The sequence below is a fragment of the Pseudomonas kitaguniensis genome (genome assembly GCF_049199985.1).
Lineage (GTDB): Bacteria > Pseudomonadota > Gammaproteobacteria > Pseudomonadales > Pseudomonadaceae > Aquipseudomonas > Aquipseudomonas kitaguniensis.
This window is the reverse complement of record NZ_JBLZPT010000001.1, coordinates 1-16685: the sequence shown is the minus strand read 5'-3', so window position 1 is coordinate 16685 and position 16685 is coordinate 1. Positions and strand designations below refer to the sequence as shown.

18 protein-coding genes are annotated in these 16685 nt (G+C 60.5%); 8 read left to right on the top strand and 10 right to left on the bottom strand.

Annotated features, from left to right (window positions below):
- Positions 1-15 precede the first annotated feature (15 nt).
- From ACOZK9_RS00090 to gntR, 5 genes are all read right to left on the bottom strand, one after another.
- Positions 16-528 carry a hypothetical protein gene (locus ACOZK9_RS00090; protein WP_421555060.1) on the bottom strand — a complete coding sequence of 171 codons (513 nt, stop codon included), beginning with the start codon at positions 526-528 and terminating at the stop codon, positions 16-18.
- 133 nt (positions 529-661) lie between these two features.
- Complete coding sequence (locus tag ACOZK9_RS00085) at positions 662-2077, bottom strand: MFS transporter (protein WP_058414416.1); 1416 nt, start codon at positions 2075-2077, stop codon at positions 662-664.
- 54 nt (positions 2078-2131) lie between these two features.
- The gene (locus ACOZK9_RS00080) at positions 2132-2764 is read right to left on the bottom strand and encodes a glutathione S-transferase family protein (protein WP_058414415.1); all 633 of its coding nucleotides are present in this window, start codon (positions 2762-2764) and stop codon (positions 2132-2134) included.
- A 79-nt stretch (positions 2765-2843) separates the two neighbouring features.
- Positions 2844-3092: a DUF6124 family protein gene (locus tag ACOZK9_RS00075; protein WP_058414414.1), complete on the bottom strand. Its 249-nt coding sequence runs from the start codon at positions 3090-3092 to the stop codon at positions 2844-2846.
- A 229-nt stretch (positions 3093-3321) separates the two neighbouring features.
- Entirely contained in the window at positions 3322-4353 is a 1032-nt protein-coding gene (gene gntR / locus ACOZK9_RS00070; protein WP_161936714.1) for an HTH-type transcriptional regulator GntR, read from the bottom strand.
- A gap of 212 nt (positions 4354-4565) precedes the next feature.
- On the opposite strand from gntR, the gene ACOZK9_RS00065 reads away from it, so the two are divergent.
- Positions 4566-5099: a gluconokinase gene (locus ACOZK9_RS00065; RefSeq protein ID WP_099240066.1), complete on the top strand. Its 534-nt coding sequence runs from the start codon at positions 4566-4568 to the stop codon at positions 5097-5099.
- 84 nt (positions 5100-5183) lie between these two features.
- Positions 5184-6536 carry a GntP family permease gene (locus tag ACOZK9_RS00060; RefSeq protein ID WP_421555059.1) on the top strand — a complete coding sequence of 451 codons (1353 nt, stop codon included), beginning with the start codon at positions 5184-5186 and terminating at the stop codon, positions 6534-6536.
- 593 nt (positions 6537-7129) lie between these two features.
- Here ACOZK9_RS00060 and alaC read toward each other — a convergent pair.
- Positions 7130-8341: an alanine transaminase gene (gene alaC / locus ACOZK9_RS00055; RefSeq protein WP_058415677.1), complete on the bottom strand. Its 1212-nt coding sequence runs from the start codon at positions 8339-8341 to the stop codon at positions 7130-7132.
- Positions 8342-8538: 197 nt separating this feature from the next.
- Here alaC and ACOZK9_RS00050 point away from each other — a divergent pair, with 197 nt between their 5' ends.
- Positions 8539-9018 (top strand): GyrI-like domain-containing protein, encoded by a 480-nt coding sequence (locus ACOZK9_RS00050; protein WP_152747244.1) that lies wholly within the window; start codon positions 8539-8541, stop codon positions 9016-9018.
- A gap of 90 nt (positions 9019-9108) precedes the next feature.
- On the opposite strand, the gene ACOZK9_RS00045 is transcribed toward ACOZK9_RS00050, so the two are convergent.
- Positions 9109-9597, bottom strand: coding sequence for a GNAT family N-acetyltransferase (locus ACOZK9_RS00045; RefSeq protein WP_421555058.1), 489 nt, complete (start codon positions 9595-9597; stop codon positions 9109-9111).
- Positions 9598-9678: 81 nt separating this feature from the next.
- Positions 9679-10533 (bottom strand): LysR family transcriptional regulator, encoded by an 855-nt coding sequence (locus ACOZK9_RS00040; protein WP_421555057.1) that lies wholly within the window; start codon positions 10531-10533, stop codon positions 9679-9681.
- A gap of 88 nt (positions 10534-10621) precedes the next feature.
- Here ACOZK9_RS00040 and ACOZK9_RS00035 point away from each other — a divergent pair, with 88 nt between their 5' ends.
- Complete coding sequence (locus ACOZK9_RS00035) at positions 10622-11134, top strand: multidrug/biocide efflux PACE transporter (protein ID WP_152747241.1); 513 nt, start codon at positions 10622-10624, stop codon at positions 11132-11134.
- On the opposite strand, the gene ACOZK9_RS00030 is transcribed toward ACOZK9_RS00035, so the two are convergent.
- Positions 11033-11791 carry an SDR family NAD(P)-dependent oxidoreductase gene (locus ACOZK9_RS00030; RefSeq protein WP_152750536.1) on the bottom strand — a complete coding sequence of 253 codons (759 nt, stop codon included), beginning with the start codon at positions 11789-11791 and terminating at the stop codon, positions 11033-11035. The two genes, ACOZK9_RS00035 and ACOZK9_RS00030, sit on opposite strands and share 102 nt — an antisense overlap.
- 106 nt (positions 11792-11897) lie before the next feature.
- Here ACOZK9_RS00030 and ACOZK9_RS00025 point away from each other — a divergent pair, with 106 nt between their 5' ends.
- Positions 11898-12794, top strand: a complete 897-nt coding sequence (locus ACOZK9_RS00025; protein ID WP_152750538.1) for a LysR family transcriptional regulator — start codon at positions 11898-11900, stop codon at positions 12792-12794.
- Here the strand turns inward: ACOZK9_RS00025 and ACOZK9_RS00020 are convergent.
- Positions 12791-13708 (bottom strand): LysR family transcriptional regulator, encoded by a 918-nt coding sequence (locus ACOZK9_RS00020; RefSeq protein WP_152750540.1) that lies wholly within the window; start codon positions 13706-13708, stop codon positions 12791-12793. The two genes, ACOZK9_RS00025 and ACOZK9_RS00020, sit on opposite strands and share 4 nt — an antisense overlap.
- Before the next feature lie 179 nt (positions 13709-13887).
- Here ACOZK9_RS00020 and ACOZK9_RS00015 point away from each other — a divergent pair, with 179 nt between their 5' ends.
- The 3 genes from ACOZK9_RS00015 to ACOZK9_RS00005 all read left to right on the top strand — a co-directional run bounded on the left by ACOZK9_RS00015 (position 13888) and on the right by ACOZK9_RS00005 (position 16574).
- Positions 13888-14646: a 5-oxoprolinase subunit PxpA gene (locus ACOZK9_RS00015; RefSeq protein ID WP_421555056.1), complete on the top strand. Its 759-nt coding sequence runs from the start codon at positions 13888-13890 to the stop codon at positions 14644-14646.
- Between the two features lie 78 nt (positions 14647-14724).
- Positions 14725-15603 (top strand): 5-oxoprolinase subunit B family protein, encoded by an 879-nt coding sequence (locus tag ACOZK9_RS00010; RefSeq protein ID WP_058415668.1) that lies wholly within the window; start codon positions 14725-14727, stop codon positions 15601-15603.
- Positions 15600-16574: a 5-oxoprolinase subunit C family protein gene (locus ACOZK9_RS00005; protein WP_058415667.1), complete on the top strand. Its 975-nt coding sequence runs from the start codon at positions 15600-15602 to the stop codon at positions 16572-16574. The genes ACOZK9_RS00010 and ACOZK9_RS00005 overlap by 4 nt, the downstream gene beginning before the upstream one ends.
- The last annotated feature ends 111 nt before the right edge of the window (positions 16575-16685 follow it).

The following is a 16685-nucleotide window of genomic DNA, read 5'->3' as shown; positions in this document are numbered from 1 at the left end:
TCAATGGCTGCGCGTTCAGAGCGCGGCCAGGGTTTCTTTCAGCGCTTGCGCCTGCGGGTCAGCGGTTTTCGCGGCTACCTGCTGTTCTTGCTGCTGCTTCACGCGATCAGCGACTTGCTTGCCAATCGCGTCCTGTTTTTCCTGCGGCATTGCCTGCACTTGTACCTCAGTCAAACCCTGTTCCTTGAGCAGTTGCTCGCGGATGCGTTCGGCCGGGGACAGCTTCATGTAGTCGCTGAAGTCGGTACGTGCGGTGCTGGTGGTCGAACCGGTTGCCGGTACATCCGTGGTTGCCGTGGTCGCCGCTGTTGTGGCTTGCAACTGCACGCGGGTTTTAGCGAACGCTTCGTCGATGCGATCGCTGGCCTTGTTCAGGTCCTTCTGCGCGGTCGGCACGGTGATGCTTTGTTGCGCCGCCTGCACGGCACCGCTGTACAACGTACTGGCAGCGGCGTTGGCCGGGTCCATGTCGGAGCGCTTGAGCTTTTCGATCGTCGACACGGCTTGAGTGTTGTTGTTAACCAGCATGGTCGGTCACCTGCGAATTTGTTCGGTGCACTACGTCCAGCAAATAGCATGCCGGGCGCCAGACTCCCGGTTTTGTTGAGTAAGGGGTGGCCGTCGCGGCAACTATTGTCGCGCAGGCGGCCAACCGTTGCCGTCAGTGGGCGATATTTTCCAACGCCAGGTTACGCGTACGCGGCCCGAACCAGCTGATGGTGATGATCACGATCAACATGCTGCTGGCGATAAACGCCAATACGCCCGGGGTGCCCAGATGTTCGAGAATAAAACCGATCAATAAACTGCTGAACACCGTGGACAAGCGGCTGAACGAATAGCAAAACCCCACCGCCCGCGCGCGGATATTGGTCGGGAACAGTTCGCCTTGGTATGAGTGATAACTGAAGCTCAGCCAAGCGTTGCAAAAGGTGATCATCACCCCGCAAATCACCAGCCCCACTGCCGTGGTTTGCAGCGCGAACAGGCTGCCGAAAATCATCGAGCCCATGGCCGAGCCGACGATCTGCCATTTGTTTTCAAAGCGGTTGGCCACCTTCACAAACAGCAACGGCCCAAGCGGGTAGGCGAGGGTGATGATAAAGGCGTACATCAAGCTATGCGTCACGCTGAGGCCCTGGCCCGAGAGCAGCGCTGGCAACCAGTTGCCGAAGCCGAAAAAACCGATGGCCTGGAACACATGGAACACAATCAGCATCAATGCCCGGCGCCGGTAGGGCGGTTGCCATATATCGGCAAAACGGCCGCTGCTGTGCACGCTGACGGCTTCGGGTTCCGGCTCATCCAAGGGTTTGCCATGGTCTTTTTGGCAACGCGCCTCCAAGGTGTCGACGATTTGCCCGGCTTCATCAAAACGGCCTTTCTGCGCGAGCCAGCGCGGTGATTCCGGCAGGCGCTTGCGCAGTTGCCAGATAAACAGCGCAAACACCGCGCTGCTCAGTACCACCCAACGCCAGCCAGAGATCCCGAAGGGCGCTTGGGGCACCAGCCACCACGACATCAAGGCCACCGAAGGCACCGACAAAAACTGGATGAAAAACGCAAAGGCAAAGGCCGAACTGCGCATGCGCTTGGGCACCAGTTCCGACAAGTAGGCGTCGATGGTTACCAGCTCGATACCCAGGCCGATGCCGACCAGAAAGCGCATGCAGATAACGCCCAGCGCGGACGTCTGGATGCCCATCAGCACCGTAGCGATCGTGTACCAGATCAACGCAAAGGTAAAAATCGCGCGCCGCCCGAAACGGTCGGCAATCGGGCTGAGCAAGCTGGCGCCGAGGAACAGGCCGAGGAAGGTTGCCGAGGCAAACGCCGCCTGGTCGGAGAAGCCAAATACGCCCTCGCCGCCGGTGTGGAAAATTCCGTCGCTGATTAAACCGGGGCTGATGTAGGCGGTTTGAAACAGGTCATACAGCTCGAAAAAGCCGCCGATTGAGAGCAATGCCACCAGGCGCCAGAGGGTGGCGACGGCGGGCAGGCGGTCAATGCGCGCGCTGATGTGCGCGGCACGGGTTGGGTCGATGCCGTCCATGGCAGAAGTGGTGAGTGTCGACATGGGAAACCCTCGGTCAGCTGCGATGCTTGGCGCCGGGAGCTTATCATTGCTTGTTTAATTGTAACCACTTAATGCAAAGATCTTGAAGCCTTGGCGCTGGCTGAGCCTCTGGTAATAAGCCTCGACTGCGGGGTAGGGCGGATGCGCCATGGGCGTGCTCCGCCAGCGGTGTACCGAGAGGCCGATCAGAATATCGGCGAGGGAAAATTCATCACCGGCAACAAAGGCGCCAGTGCTGGCCAGCTGTTGTTCCAGTAAGCCCATCTTGTCATTCCACGCCTGCACCCCGGCCTGGAGGCGTTGCGGGTCTTGATGGTCGGGGCTTTTACGTACGAGGGCCTGGAAGGCGTAACCCCACGACGGGTTGAGTTCGGTGGCTTGCCAGTCCATCCACTGCTCGATGCGCGCACGCGGCGCGGGGGCGATGGGCAGCAGGTCGTGGCGTTGGTAGAGGTTCACGAGGTAGCGGCAGATGGTATTGGATTCCCACAGCACACCGTGGTCGTCGATCAGCACGGGTATTTGAGCGTTGGGGTTCAGGGCCAGGAATTCGGCGGATTGGGTGGGCTTGAAGCCGATGCCCCAGTCTTCACGCACGTAGTCGATGCCAAGCTCCTGGCATGTCCACAACACTTTTCGCACATTGATGGAGGATGTGCGGCCCAATATTTTCAGTGAGTGTCCCATGGTGCTTTCCTGGCGTTGGAGAATGGCCAATTTAGCAGTGGGTATGAATGACGGCGAGTGTGATTAGCAGGCAAACCCTTCAGGCCCCCTGGATTCTGGGTGTGTGCTGATCCATCGCCTGGCCCACCAGCAATACGCTCAGCTCGCTCAGTTGGTGAATCGCCAAGGCCACATCGCGGTGTTTGCCGGTGAGGTCATCGGACAGGTCGAGCAACAAGGTGCGCACCGAGCACACGGTTTCGTAGCTGTTGATCAGCAGCGTCTCGGTGGTTGTATCGGGGATGACGGTGAAAAGCGTGGTTGGCGGACTTTCAATTTCTTTGATCATGGGTGAGGCTCGCGCACTAAGGGTGACCAAACGTCGGGCAACTAAACCCGATCACCGAGAAATTCAGCGACCGGCAAACCTTAGTGGCTCGCTCCCCAAGTGCGCAAGCCGGTGGGTTCTGACGTAAGCGTAGGCAATGGAGCACGGTGTTGACCGTAATGTCAGTCGCGTCCTACTGGCGTCCTACGCTCGCCTGATCCTTCCCACACAGCGCGAGGCAATCAGCGGCTCAGGTACTCTCGCGCACCTGCAACTCAAAGCCCATATCCACCACCGGTTTGGCGATTTTGTTACCCGCCATGATCGTCAGTAAATGCTCAGCCGCGCGCCGCCCAATCGCCTCACGCGGCGTGCTGATGCTGCTCAGGCGCGGCACCATAAACGCTGACGCCGGCAAATCGTTGAAGCCCAGCACCGCCACCCGCTCCGGCACGTTGATGCCGTGGCGCATGGCTTCGAGCAGCGCACCCTGGGCCAGGTCGTCGTTGCCGAAAAAAATCGCGTCCACGTCCGGGTGGGCGGCCAGCAGTTGCAAAAACAGCTCGCCCCCCAGGCCGACTGAGGACGGGCGCGGTGTCAGCAGTTCCAGCGCGGGGTCATACAGGCCGGCATGTTGCAGCGCACGGCGAAAGCCTTCACCGCGCAGCAGCGTGCGTTGGTCCAACTGCGCGCCGATATACGCCAGGCGCTTGCGCCCACGCGAGAGCAAATGCGCCGCTGCCGTCTCACCCGCATTCAACTGCGAGAAACCCACGCAGTTCACCCCGGCGTTGGGGTCCAGGTCCATCATGTACACACACGGCACATTGCTCGCTTCGACCATCCGCCGCGCGCTTTCGGTGCGGTCAAACCCGGTCAGCAGCAAACCGCGTGGCTGGTAGGCCATATAGTTGCGCAGCAGGTTTTCTTCTTCGTCGCGCGAATAGTGAGAGTTGCCGATCAGCACTTCGAAGCCTTTGGGCCGCAGCACTTGATGGATAGCCTCAAGGGTTTCGATAAACAGCAGGTTGGATAACGAGGGCACCAACACCACCACCGAGTGGCTTTGCGCCGACGCCAGGGCACGGGCGGCGGGGTTGACCACGTAGTTGAGTTCGGCGGCGGCCAGTTGCACTTTTTCCACCAGCTCGGTGGCCACGGTGCTGATGCCACGCAAGGCGCGGGAGGCGGTAATTGGGCTGACGCCGGCCAGTCGTGCGACTTCATTAAGGGTAGGGCGACCGGTAGTGCGCGTATTTTTATCGTTCTTGGAGGTCATCAGGCGGCTTGCCAAACAAAAATCGAGGCACTAAGGTAGCGCTGTCTCCAAATGGCTGCAAATACTTGAACGTTGGGTTGCCTGATCCGGTTCAAATGATTGGAGAGGATGCACGCGTCACTCCATAAAAATGACAAGACGGCGCGGGAAAAGCCTGTTTTTGCACGCGTTTTACCGCCTGCAAAGGTAGCGCTATCTGCGTCCTGAGGTGTTTCATGAGTCAACCTGTTACCGCCCTGGTCATCATGGGTGTTTCCGGCTGTGGCAAGTCCAGCGTCAGCGAAGCCCTGTGCCACCTGAACGGCGCCACCGCGATTGAAGGCGACAGCTTTCACCCCGCCGCGAACATCGAAAAGATGAGCGCCGGCCACCCGCTTAACGACGACGACCGTGCCGGCTGGCTCGACATCCTCTGCGATGAGTTGCGCCGTGCGCTCAAGGCCGGTGAACACCCGGTACTCACCTGCTCGGCGCTGAAAAAGAAATACCGCGACCACCTGCGTGAAGCTGCGCCGGGCCTGGGGTTTGTATTCCTGGAGTTGACCCGTGCCGTGGCGGCAGACCGCGTGTCGCATCGCCCCGGCCATTTTATGCCAGCCAGCCTGATCGACAGCCAGTTCGCCACCCTGGAATCGCCTGTGGGCGAGCCGCTGACGCTGGCGCTTAACGCCAGCGAAGACAGCGTCGAGGCGCTCGCCGAGCAAACCAATGCCTGGTGGCAACAACACGGTTTTGAACCATCCAAATAATTTTTTGCCGGAAAAGATAGCGCTATCCCCGGCGAAGGATTGAATACCCGCTTTAATAACAACAACAAACAGGAGAGACCCCCCATGTTTGGCATGTCCCACGAGTCCTATCTGCTGCTAGATGCAGTGGTTACTATCATCGGGCTGATCGTCCTGATCACCAAGTTCAAGGTTCACCCGTTCATTGCACTGATCATCGCGGCCGGCTTTCTTGGCCTGACCTCGGGCATGCCCGTGGACAAGATCATCAAGGCCTTCCAGGACGGTTTCGGCGGGGTGCTCGGCTTTGTCGGCATCATCCTCGCGCTGGGCACGATGCTCGGCAAGCTGATGGCCGAATCCGGCGGCGCCGATCAGATCGCGCAAACCCTGATCCGCGCCTTCGGCAAGGAAAAAGTCCAGTGGGCCATGATGTTCGCCGCGTTCCTGGTGGGCATTCCGTTGTTCTTCGAGATCGGTTTTGTGTTGCTGATCCCGCTGGTGTTTATCGTAGCGCGGCGCACCGGCGTGTCGCTGATTAAAATCGGTATCCCGCTGCTGGCCGGCCTGTCGGCGGTGCATGGCCTGGTGCCGCCGCACCCTGGCCCGCTGCTGGCCATCGGCGTGTTTGGCGCAGACATCGGCAAGACCATTCTGTACGGCCTGATCGTCGCACTGCCGACCGCCATCATTGCCGGGCCGATCTTCGGCACGTTTATCGCCAAATACATTCCAGGCAACCCGTCCCAGGAACTGGTCGACCAACTGGCCCGCGAGTCGGAACACAAAAACCTGCCGAGCTTCAGCATCACCTTGATCACCGTGTTGCTGCCGGTGTTCCTGATGCTGCTGAAAACCTTCGCCGACATCGGCCTGCCGGATGGCCACGCAGTGCGCAACTGGATGGACATGATCGGTCACCCGATCACCGCATTGCTGTTGGCGTTGCTGCTGTCGCTGTACACCTTTGGCCATCGCCAGGGCATTCATTCCAAGCAAATCCTCAAGTTGCTCGACGCCAGCCTTGCGCCGACCGCTGCGATCATCCTGATCATCGGTGCCGGCGGTGGCTTCAAGCAGATGCTGGTCACCAGCGGCGTCGGTGACGTGATCGGCCACATGGCGGTGAACGCGCAGATCAACCCGATTTTACTGGCGTGGCTGGTGGCGGCGGTGATTCGTATCGCTACCGGTTCGGCCACAGTGGCGACGATTACCGGCGCGGGCATTGTGGTGCCGGTGGTGGGTTTGATTCCGGGGGTTAACCGTGAGCTGCTGGTATTGGCCACGGGCGCGGGTTCGTTGATCCTGTCTCACGTCAACGATGCCGGGTTCTGGCTGGTGAAGCAGTACTTCAACATGACCGTGGCCGAGACGTTCAAGACCTGGACGGCGATGGAGACCATCCTGTCGGTGGTGGCGCTGATCTTTATCATGCTGCTGTCGCTGGTGGTGTAACCACCACTGCGCAAAAACAATTGTGGGAGGGGGCTTGCTCCCGATTGCTGAGTGTCAGATAAATATTTTTCAACTGACACACCGCTATCGGGAGCAAGCCCCCTCCCACAAAAAGCAAAAAAAGCAAAAAAAGCAGATCTGCTGTGCATGCAAAGCCGCCCTTGATCTGCTTCAACCACTCAGGTCGGCTTTCAGGCCGCCGTGCTCTTGCTCTTGATCTTTGTGATCTTGATCTAAGAAGCGCCCCGTTAAACCACGCTGGCCGCACGCAGGCTTGAATCCGTGGGTAACCCGGCAGGACGCCGGGTTAGCCGCGCTGGGCCAAGGATGGCCCATCGCGGCGGCCCACGGATTCAAGCCTGTGTGCGGGCATGCCGAGCCTAAGCGAGGCACCGAGTGGTGGGGCGAGGACCTTTTGGTTAGTTTTGGCTGGGCCGGCTTCCGGTCCTTTCAAAAGTGACTCGCTGTAAAAGCGAAACCAATACAAGCCATAACCCAAATACCGGATATATCCCCAACCTGAACAACACCCCCAGGCCCGCTTGCCGCGCCACAGCGCTACATCAAAGATGCAGTTCTACAGTTGGATCGGCTCAGGCTTTGGCGATCAACCCGTCTGCCCTGAACATCCCGCGGATACCGCGCACCGCCTGGCGAATCCGGTCCTGGTTCTCGATCAACGCAAAGCGCACGTGATCATCGCCATACTCACCAAAGCCAATGCCCGGCGACACACACACCTTGGCTTCCAACAGCAACTTCTTGGCAAATTCCAGCGAGCCCATGGCGGCATACGCCTCCGGGATTTTTGCCCACACGTACATCGATGCCTTTGGATTTTCGACCATCCAGCCCAGCTCATGCAGGCCTTTGACCAGCACGTTGCGGCGCTGACGGTACTGCTCGGCAATGTCTTTCACGCACTGTTGGTCGCCTTCCAGCGCGGCAATCGCCGCCACTTGCAGCGGGGTGAAGGTGCCGTAGTCGTGGTAACTCTTGATGCGCGCCAACGCGTTGACCAGCTCCGGGTTACCGACCATAAAACCAATACGCCAGCCGGCCATGTTGTAGCTCTTGGACAGGGTGAAAAACTCCACCGCAATGTCCTTGGCGCCGGGTACTTGCATGATCGAGGGGGCTTTCCAGCCGTCATAAACGATGTCGGCGTAGGCCAAATCGTGTACCACCAGCACGTCGTACTGCTTGGCGAGGGCGATCACCCGCTCGAAAAAATCCAGCTCTACGCACTGCGCGGTCGGGTTGGACGGGAAGCCCAGGATCATCATCTTGGGTTTGGGAATCGACCCGCGAATCGCCCGTTCCAGCTCGTCGAAAAAGTCCACGCCCGGCACCAGCGGCACCGAGCGCACTTGGGCGCCGGCAATCACCGCACCGTAGATGTGAATCGGGTAGCTGGGGTTCGGCACCAAAACCGTGTCGCCCTGGTCCAGGGTAGCCAGCATCAAGTGCGCCAGGCCTTCCTTGGAACCGATGGTCACGATGGCTTCGGTTTCCGGGTCGATGTCCACTTCATAGCGGTCCTTGTACCAGCGCGAAATGGCCCGACGCAGGCGCGGAATGCCCTTGGACGTGGAGTAGCCGTGCGTGTCTTCACGCTGGGCGACGGTGACCATTTTCTCGACGATATGCGGTGGCGTGGGGCCGTCAGGGTTACCCATGCTCAAGTCGATGATGTCTTCGCCGCGCCGACGCGCAGCCATCTTCAGCTCGGCAGTGATATTAAACACGTAAGGGGGGAGTCGATCGATGCGCGCAAAGCGGCGCGGCAAACCTTGGTTAGCCATTGTTGCCTCAAGAGTACGTAAGCGCCCGGAACCGTCCGAGCGACGTCGGCCACTGCGGTGGCCTGCGGGGCTGACAATACGGTCGATGATGGCCGGTTGTCCAGATGGCACCGCAAAAATTTCTGCTTGGAGTACAGCGCGCACTTGCCCCTATACTCGGTACGGGTTTGTGCCCTGACAAGAAGGAGACTGTTCAGATGGATCAGCAGACAAAACAACCGTTAGCGCCGCGCATGGAAGACGGCAAAGCCTTGGTGATTGCCGGTGTACAAGGGCGTTATTCAAAGGCCACTGTGGGTGATATTCCCAAGTTGTGGGAATTGTTTGATACCTGCATCAAGGACATCAAAAAGCGTGTCGGCGGCGTGACGTATGGCGTTTGCCATAACCCCCACCATGACGAATTTGATTACATGGCCGGGGTTGAAGTACCCGCCAAAGGCGACGTGCCGAGCAACTTCGAATACATCGAAATTCCGCCGCATCACTATGCAGTGTTCCCGCACTACGGCGCGGTGCAGGCGCTTGCGCAGACCTACGAACGCATCATGTTCGAGTGGTTGCCGCACTCGGGCTACAAGGTGGCCGGGGCGGATTTCGAGCGCTATAGCGCAGATTTTGACGGGAAGAAGGGCACCGGGACGGTAGAGGTCTGGTTGCCGATTGAAGCCAAGTAACGCAACAGCTTGGGCGACCTGCTTTTGGCCAGTGGGCTGTAGTTGGTTACTGGCCTGGGACTTTTGTGGCGCGCGGGCGGGCTTGCCCGCTCACCCCAATGCGAGCGTCAGCCGGCGCTCATACCCAACCCGCGCCTTGTAGGCCTGCCCGCAGTCCACCCACCCGGCCTTCAGGTACAAACCCATCGCCGCCACGTTGTTGATGTCCACCGACAACTCCAGCGCCTGGATCTGCGGCCACGCTTGCCGCGCTGCTTCGGGCAGCGCGTGCAGGCAGGCTTTGCCGAAGCCACGGCCCTGTTGATTTCGATCCACCTGCAGCGCGTGCAGCGTGGCACTCTGTTCGTCGGCCCAATGCGGCAGACACGGTGGGCGTTTGAGTAGCAGGAATGCCACCGGAATATCCTCGGCGAGCAGGGCGAAGCCCTTGATGCCCGGGCTGGGGTTGACCAATACGCTGTTCAGCGCGCAATAAATATCGCCGGAAAACCCCAGTTGCTCGGGGTGCACTTGCAGCGCGTCGAGCTGCTGTTTTTGCACAAGGCTCAGCGTCTCATAGGGGACGAGGCGGGTTTCCATCGGTGGCGCATCCGAAATCCTACAAAGGTGCGCGGATTCTAGCCGGTTTGCCCAACGCGATAGTAGTTTTCAGCGGACGCCTTATTCCAGCATTTTGCCGAGTAACCAACTCCCTGCCGGCCCCGGCGGATGATGCCGTGACCACAGCGCATCGACCGCCACCGAGCACGGCCAACCGCGCGCCTTGAGTTCGACCAGGCGGCCGCCATCGAAGCGCTCCACCAGCCAGCGTGGCAACGGCGCCCAGCCAAAGCCCAGTTGCGCCATTTCCATCAGCATCAAATAACTCGGCGCCGACCACACACGGCCGCCGGCGCGGGTTTCGTTCGGGTTAATGATGCTGGCCAGGCGCAGTTCGCGGTGCTGCTGCAAAATATACGCGGTTACGTTTTTCAGGCTGGCCAACGGGTGTTGCGGCGCGACAAACAGGGCGATTTCCGTGCGTTCTTCGACTGGCGAACCCGTGAGGTCGGGTGGGTAGCTGCCCTGTTGCTCGATAAACGCCACCTGCGCTCGGCCGCTCTGCACCAGCGCGATCAAGTCTTCGCACTCGGCGATCAGGCATTCCAGCTCAAGGTCCGGGTAGCGTTGCTCAAAAGCTTTAAGCGCGATTTCAAAGCGGTCGGACTGGTAAGTGTCCGACATCGCAACGGTCAGCTTCGGCTCCAGCCCCTGTGACAACTGGCTCGCCGTCAGCTCAAGCCGGCTGCTGGCCTCCAGCACCTGCTCGGCCCGTTGCAACAACACGTGGCCAGCGGGCGTGAGGGTTGGCTTGCGGCTGCTGCGATCAAACAGCACCACGTTGAGGTCGATCTCCAGGCTGGCCACCGCCGCGCTGATGGTCGACTGGCTTTTGCCCAGCTTGCGCGCCGCCGCCGAAAACGAGCCTAGGGTGGCGGCCTGTACAAACGCCTGCAGCACTTCGTGGGAGGCCATGGCTATCGCCTTGATCGATGGTTATTGGTTATGAAGTATCGAGCTCGCGGGTAATGATGGCAACCCTGTTCACTCACGGAGCCGGGTCATGAGCCCTACCAAATCGATTACTGAACGCGTTTGCCAAGCCATTGGTTTTGAGGCGCTGGCGCTATTGATCTGCACCCCATTGTTGGCGTGGATCATGCGCAAGCCCGCCCTGGAAATGGGCATGGTCACCCTGGCGATCAGCCTGATGGCGTTGGCCTGGAACGTGATCTTCAACGGTTTGTTTGACCGTCTGAAGGCGCGCCTGCAACTGGCCAACAGTGGCTGGACCCGCGTGCTGCACGCCGCGTTGTTCGAAGGCGGCCTGATCCTGGTGTGCGTGCCGTTGATAGCCGCGTGGCTGAACATCAGCCTGATGCAGGCATTTATTCTGGACATAGGTGTGCTGCTGTTTTTTCTGCCGTACACCTATGTGTATCACTGGGCCTATGACGTGTTGCGCGAAAAGCGCTTACAAAAACATGCCGCCCGAAGCCTCGATACGCTGCCCGGTAATCCAGTGGCTGCCGTCGGCGAGCAGGCTGGCAATCGCCCCGCCAATATCGTCCGGTAAGCCGGCGCGGCCCAATGCCGTGTTGGTTGCCACCATGGCGTTGAGGTTGGCATTGTCGCGCACCGCACCGCCGCCGAAGTCGGTTTCAATCGCGCCAGGCGCCAGAATGTTTACGCTGATACCGCGCGCGCCGAGTTCCTTGGCCTGGTAGCGGGTCAGCACTTCCATCGCGCCTTTCATGGCGGCATAGGCGGCGTAGCCGGGCAGGCTGAAGCGTGCCAGGCCGCTGGAAATATTCAGGATGCGGCCACCGTCGCGGATCAGCGGCAAGAGCTTTTGGGTCAAGAAAAACGGGCCTTTGAACTGGATCGCCAGCAACTGATCGAACTGCGCTTCAGTGGTTTCGGCGAAGCTTGCGTGAATGCCAATACCGGCGTTATTGATCAGAAAGTCGAAATGCTCCCGTGCGAAAACATCCTTGAGCACGCGGGCAACGTCGTCACCGAAACCCGCGAAGGTTGCGCTCTGGCTCACGTCCAACTGCAGCATCGCCGCGCGACCGCCCAACTGCTCGATCTGCGCCACCAGCGCCTGCGCCTCGTCGGCCTTGCTGTGATAAGTGCCCACAATGTCGACGCCTTGCGCCGCCAGTTGCAGCGCGGCGCTTTTGCCCAGGCCGCGGCTGGCGCCAGTGATCAGTGCGATTTTGCGAGTCATGGTGTGTTTCCCTGTGAGTGGTGGTGGGACGCAGTGTATTTGTCCGCTCCTAACGTGATAAACAGGGCGCTATCGGAATCACTGGCCGGATAAAGCGAACAATCCAATGAACAAGCTGGAACTGTTGCGCACCTTTGTGCGGGTCACTGAGCTGTCGAGTTTTACCCAAGCGGGCGAGAGCCTCGGGCTGCCACGCTCGACCGTGTCGGAGCATGTGCAGGCGCTCGAAGAATTGCTCGGCGCGCGGCTGTTGCAGCGCACCACGCGCAAGGTGCAGGCCACTCAGGACGGGCGCGTTTTGTACGAGCGCAGCAAAGACTTGCTGGCGCACATGGAGGAACTTGAAGGCCTGTTCCGCCAAAACGAAGCGCAACTCAGCGGGCGCATTCGCGTCGACATGCCCAACGTAATGGCGCGGGATCTGATCTTGCCGCGCCTGCCGCACTTTATGCAGGCGCACCCGTTGATCGAGCTGGAGATCAGCACCACCGACCGCCAAGTCGACCTGCTCGCCGAAGGCTTCGATTGCGTGCTGCGGGTCGGCGCGCAACCGGACCAGTCAGTGGTGGCGCGGCTGCTGTACAGCATGCCGATGGTTAACTGTGTCAGCGCCGAATACCTGCAGCGTTATGGCAAGCCCGAGACATTGGCCGACCTGGCGAACCATCAATTGGTGCATTACGTGCGCCCGTTGGGTTCGCGCTCGGCGGGGTTTGAATACCAGCTCGGTAACAAGGTGCACCGCGTGCCGATGGCGGGGCGCGTCACGGTCAATAGCACCGATGCGTACAAATCGGCGTGCCTGGGCGGCTTCGGCATTATCCAGGTGCCGGTGTTGGGGATGCGTGACTTACTCGACAGCGGCGAGCTGGTAGCGGTATTGCCAGACTACCCGGCGCCAGCGCTGGACGTGTCGTTGCTGTACGCCGGGCAACGGCACCTGCCACAGCGGGTGCGGGTGTTTATGGACTGGCTGGCCGCCACCTTGCAAGCGCAGCTCTAACGTCGCGCCGACAACTGTTGCGGCGCCAGGAAGGCGTCGTGGAAGTAATCCCGAAACGCCTGCATCGCCGGGGTAAACGCCCGCTCGCGGTGCCAGGCCAGGCCCACGCTCATCGGTGTGACCGGGTCGGTGACGGTCAGGGTTTCGATGCGTTTGCCTTCCAGCGACCAAGGCCGGTGCACCAGGTCTGACAGAATCGCCACGCCGCTGCCATTGGCAACCATGCTGCGCACCGCCTCCACCGAACTGGTGCGCAGCCGCACCTTGGGCGTCTGCCTGGCCTGTTCCCAATAGCGCATGGCGCTGTGTTCGGCTTCGTCGACGGTGAGCAAAATGTACGGCTCTTGTGCCACATCCGCCAGGCTCACTGCGCCGCGTTCGCACAGCGGGTGATGGCTGGGCAGCCACAGGCGGCGTTCCGAGTTGAACAAGATTTCCGAGACAATATCTGCGTGGGTGAGGTTGGCGGTCAGCACCACGGCCATGTCGAACTGGCCGTCGAGCAGGCCGTGTTCGATGGCCTGGCGTTCCTGCTCGAACACCTCGATGGTCACGTCCGGGTGCCAGTGTTCCATGCGCTGCAAGTGGTGTGGCAAAAAATAGCCAAGCACCGTGTAACTGGCGGCGATACGCAGCACGCCGCTGGCGCGGTAATCCGGCAGCGGGCTGTTCAACGCGTCGTCGACGCTGCGCAGGATCACATAAGCACGGTTGAGAAAGTGCCGCCCGGCGTCGGTCAGGTTCATGCCCTGCGCCGAGCGCACGAACAACTGCACGCCGAGCATGGCCTCCAATTCCTTGATCGCCGTGGTCACCGCCGACTGCGAGATGTTCAGGTGAATCGCCGCCTGAGAAATCTGGCCGATTTCAGCGGTGGCGACGAAGTAGCGAATTTGGCGCAAGGTCAATGACATGCAACTCTCCCAACTGATGGCTCCACGCACTGCGCGCCTTTGCTGCTGGTTCCCACGCGTGGGAACGATCTTTATCGCTTTATCTGATTTTCAGAAGATGGGCTATCTGATAATAGATCTTCCCAAGGGGTCAAGCGCCAGCCTACTTTTCGAGCATCATCTTTGGCGGAGCGACCTCGATGCAGTCAGTGGATTTCAATTCAGACATGGGCGAAAGCTTCGGCCCCTGGACCATCGGCGATGGCGTCGACGCCGAGCTGATGGCGTATATCAGCTCGGCGAATATCGCCACCGGCTTCCACGCCGGCGACCCCGGCACCATGCGCCGCACCGTCGAGCGCGCCAAGCAGCTCGGCGTGGCCATCGGCGCGCATCCGGGGTTTCGCGACCTCGTTGGGTTTGGCCGCAGGCACCTGAATGCGCCGCCTCAGGAACTGGTGGACGACATCCTCTACCAACTCGGCGCGCTGCGTGAAATCGCGCGTGCGCAAGGCGTGGCCCTGCAACACATCAAGCCCCACGGCGCGCTCTACATGCACCTGGCCCGCGATGAAGACGCCGCGCGGTTGCTGGTGCAAAACTTGCAAATTATCGAGCCAACGCTGTTGCTGTATTGCATGCCCCACTCGGTGATCTGGCGTATCGCCAAAGAGCTGGGGCAACCGGTGGTGCGCGAGTTTTACGCCGACCGGGAATACGACATGACCGGCTCCATCGTGTTTACCCGCAACGTGCGCGCGCTGGACCCGGCCACGGTCGCGGCGCGAGTTTTGCGTGCTTGCCAGACCGGGTTGGTGCGCACCGTTGAAGGCGAAGACCTGTTTATCGAATTCGATTCCATCTGCCTGCACAGCGACACCCCAGGCGCGCTGGAACTGGTGGAGGCTACCCGCGAGGCCTTGGATTTGGCGGGCATTGACGTCAGAACTGCAGAATAAAAACATCGAAAAACATCGAAAAACATCAACACCGCACTGCTTGCCTGCCTTTCTAGAATGATTACAAGAGGAACAGACATGGCCCAAACATCCCCCATCCGCTACAGCTTCGGCGGTGATGAACACCTGTTTGCCGAGGTCAGCGAGAGCATGTCGCTGGAGGCCTTTTTTAAAGGCATGGCCGTGACTCGCGCCGTAGAACGCCTGGCGCTCGAAGGCGTGCTGGATGTGTGCCTGGCTAACGCGTCGTTCCAGATTCGCTTCGACCCCGACCGCATTGCGCCGTATGCGCTGCTCGATGCCGTGCAAAGCGCTGAAGCGCAGGCCGTGGCTGAACGCACTTTGCACACGCGCATCATCGAAATTCCGGTGCTCTACAACGACCCGTGGACCCATGAAACCCTGATGCGTTTTCGCGACCGTCATCAAGACCCCACGGGCACAGATTTGGAATACGCCGCGCGCATCAACGGCCTCGCCGACGTCGACGCGTTTATCGCCGCGCACAGTGGCGCGCCGTGGTTCGTGTCGATGGTCGGCTTTGTGGCGGGGTTGCCGTTCATGTTCCAGATGGTCGAGCGTGAACGGCAATTGCAGGTGCCCAAATACCTGCGGCCGCGCACCGACACGCCCAAGTTGACCTTGGGGCATGGCGGCTGTTTTGGCTGTATTTACTCGGTGCGTGGCGCCGGTGGTTACCAGATGTTTGGCGTGACCCCGGCGCCGATCTACGACCCGGCGCAGCAGTTGGCGTACCTCAAGGCGCACATGGTGTTCTTTCGCCCCGGTGACATCGTGCAGTTCAAACCGATCGACCGTGACGCCTATGACCTGGCCGTTGCCGAGGTGGACGCGGGGCGTTTTGACCTGCGCATTCGCCCGGTGGAATTTTCCCTCGACGACTTTCTCGCCGACCCTGTCGGCTATCCGAAAACCCTGCAGGAGGCGCTGGCATGATCAAGGTGCTTAAACCCGGTCTCGCCACTTCCGTGCAGGACCTCGGCCGTGAAGGGTATTACCACTTGGGCATCCCGCCGTCGGGCGCGTTGGACCCGTACGCGTTGAGTGCGGCCAACCACTTGGTGGGTAACCCGCCCGGCGCAGCCGGTTTGGAATGCACCCTGATTGGGCCGGAGCTGGCATTTCAACAAGACGCGCTGGTGGCGCTCAGCGGCGCATTGATGTCGCCGCGCCTGGACGGCGAAGTGGTGCACCAGGACACCGCGTTTCAGGTGCGCGCCGGGCAGGTGCTGCGGTTTGAATTCCCCAGGGCCGGCGCGCGCACTTACCTCGCCGTGGCCGGGGGCATTGACGTGCCGCTGGTGCTGGGCAGTCGCTCGACCTACACGCTGGGTGCGCTCGGCGGGTTTCATGGGCGGCGCTTGCAGGAAGGCGATGAGTTGCCCATCGGCGAAGCCAGCGGGCAGGGGCGTGCGGGCAACAGTTTGCCGATGGCATTGCGTCGCTCAGTCGGCGGCGATGTGACCCTGCGGGTCGTGCCGGGGCTGTATTACGACCGGCTGACGGCTGCAGCAAAGAGCAGCTTTTTTGCCGAACCGTGGACAGTCGGTTCCGAGGCCGACCGCATCGGCTATCGCTTCAAGGGCGGCAGCGCCTTGAGCTTTGAGCCTCGCGAGCAACCGTTTGGCGCGGGTTCGGACCCCTCGAATATCGTCGACAGTTGCTACCCGATCGGCTCAATCCAAGTGCCCGCCGGGCTGGAGCCGATCGTGTTGCATCGCGATGCCGTGTCGGGCGGTGGTTACGCCATGATTGGCACGGTGATCAGCGCCGACCTGGACCTGATCGGGCAGATGCAGCCAAACCAGCGAGCGGGGTTTGTGGCAGTAACCCTGGAAGAAGCCCTCGAAGCGCGCCGCGTATACAAAAAGCGGCTCAACGCCATGGCCAAGCTGTTCAGTCACTGACACACAACCGACCAAACTGTGGGAGGGGGCTTGCTCCCGATAGCGGTGCACCTGCCACAAAAAAGCTGACTGAAACAAGTCACTAATGCACAGCTCCGAGCCCACGAGACT

Bases quoted from the DNA above. Each gene is read 5' to 3' on its own strand.
- ACOZK9_RS00010 (WP_058415668.1), top strand. From the start codon at position 14,725: ATGGCCCAAACATCCCCCATCCGCTACAGCTTCGGCGGTGATGAACAC.
- ACOZK9_RS00040 (WP_421555057.1), bottom strand. From the start codon at position 10,533: ATGGCCTCCCACGAAGTGCTGCAGGCGTTTGTACAGGCCGCCACCCTA.
- ACOZK9_RS00060 (WP_421555059.1), top strand. From the start codon at position 5,184: ATGTTTGGCATGTCCCACGAGTCCTATCTGCTGCTAGATGCAGTGGTT.
- ACOZK9_RS00035 (WP_152747241.1), top strand. From the start codon at position 10,622: ATGAGCCCTACCAAATCGATTACTGAACGCGTTTGCCAAGCCATTGGT.
- ACOZK9_RS00050 (WP_152747244.1), top strand. From the start codon at position 8,539: ATGGATCAGCAGACAAAACAACCGTTAGCGCCGCGCATGGAAGACGGC.
- ACOZK9_RS00020 (WP_152750540.1), bottom strand. From the start codon at position 13,708: ATGTCATTGACCTTGCGCCAAATTCGCTACTTCGTCGCCACCGCTGAA.
- ACOZK9_RS00085 (WP_058414416.1), bottom strand. From the start codon at position 2,077: ATGTCGACACTCACCACTTCTGCCATGGACGGCATCGACCCAACCCGT.
- alaC (WP_058415677.1), bottom strand. From the start codon at position 8,341: ATGGCTAACCAAGGTTTGCCGCGCCGCTTTGCGCGCATCGATCGACTC.
- ACOZK9_RS00075 (WP_058414414.1), bottom strand. From the start codon at position 3,092: ATGATCAAAGAAATTGAAAGTCCGCCAACCACGCTTTTCACCGTCATC.
- ACOZK9_RS00030 (WP_152750536.1), bottom strand. From the start codon at position 11,791: ATGACTCGCAAAATCGCACTGATCACTGGCGCCAGCCGCGGCCTGGGC.
- ACOZK9_RS00065 (WP_099240066.1), top strand. From the start codon at position 4,566: ATGAGTCAACCTGTTACCGCCCTGGTCATCATGGGTGTTTCCGGCTGT.
- ACOZK9_RS00045 (WP_421555058.1), bottom strand. From the start codon at position 9,597: ATGGAAACCCGCCTCGTCCCCTATGAGACGCTGAGCCTTGTGCAAAAA.
- ACOZK9_RS00080 (WP_058414415.1), bottom strand. From the start codon at position 2,764: ATGGGACACTCACTGAAAATATTGGGCCGCACATCCTCCATCAATGTG.
- ACOZK9_RS00090 (WP_421555060.1), bottom strand. From the start codon at position 528: ATGCTGGTTAACAACAACACTCAAGCCGTGTCGACGATCGAAAAGCTC.
- ACOZK9_RS00005 (WP_058415667.1), top strand. From the start codon at position 15,600: ATGATCAAGGTGCTTAAACCCGGTCTCGCCACTTCCGTGCAGGACCTC.
- ACOZK9_RS00015 (WP_421555056.1), top strand. From the start codon at position 13,888: ATGCAGTCAGTGGATTTCAATTCAGACATGGGCGAAAGCTTCGGCCCC.
- ACOZK9_RS00025 (WP_152750538.1), top strand. From the start codon at position 11,898: ATGAACAAGCTGGAACTGTTGCGCACCTTTGTGCGGGTCACTGAGCTG.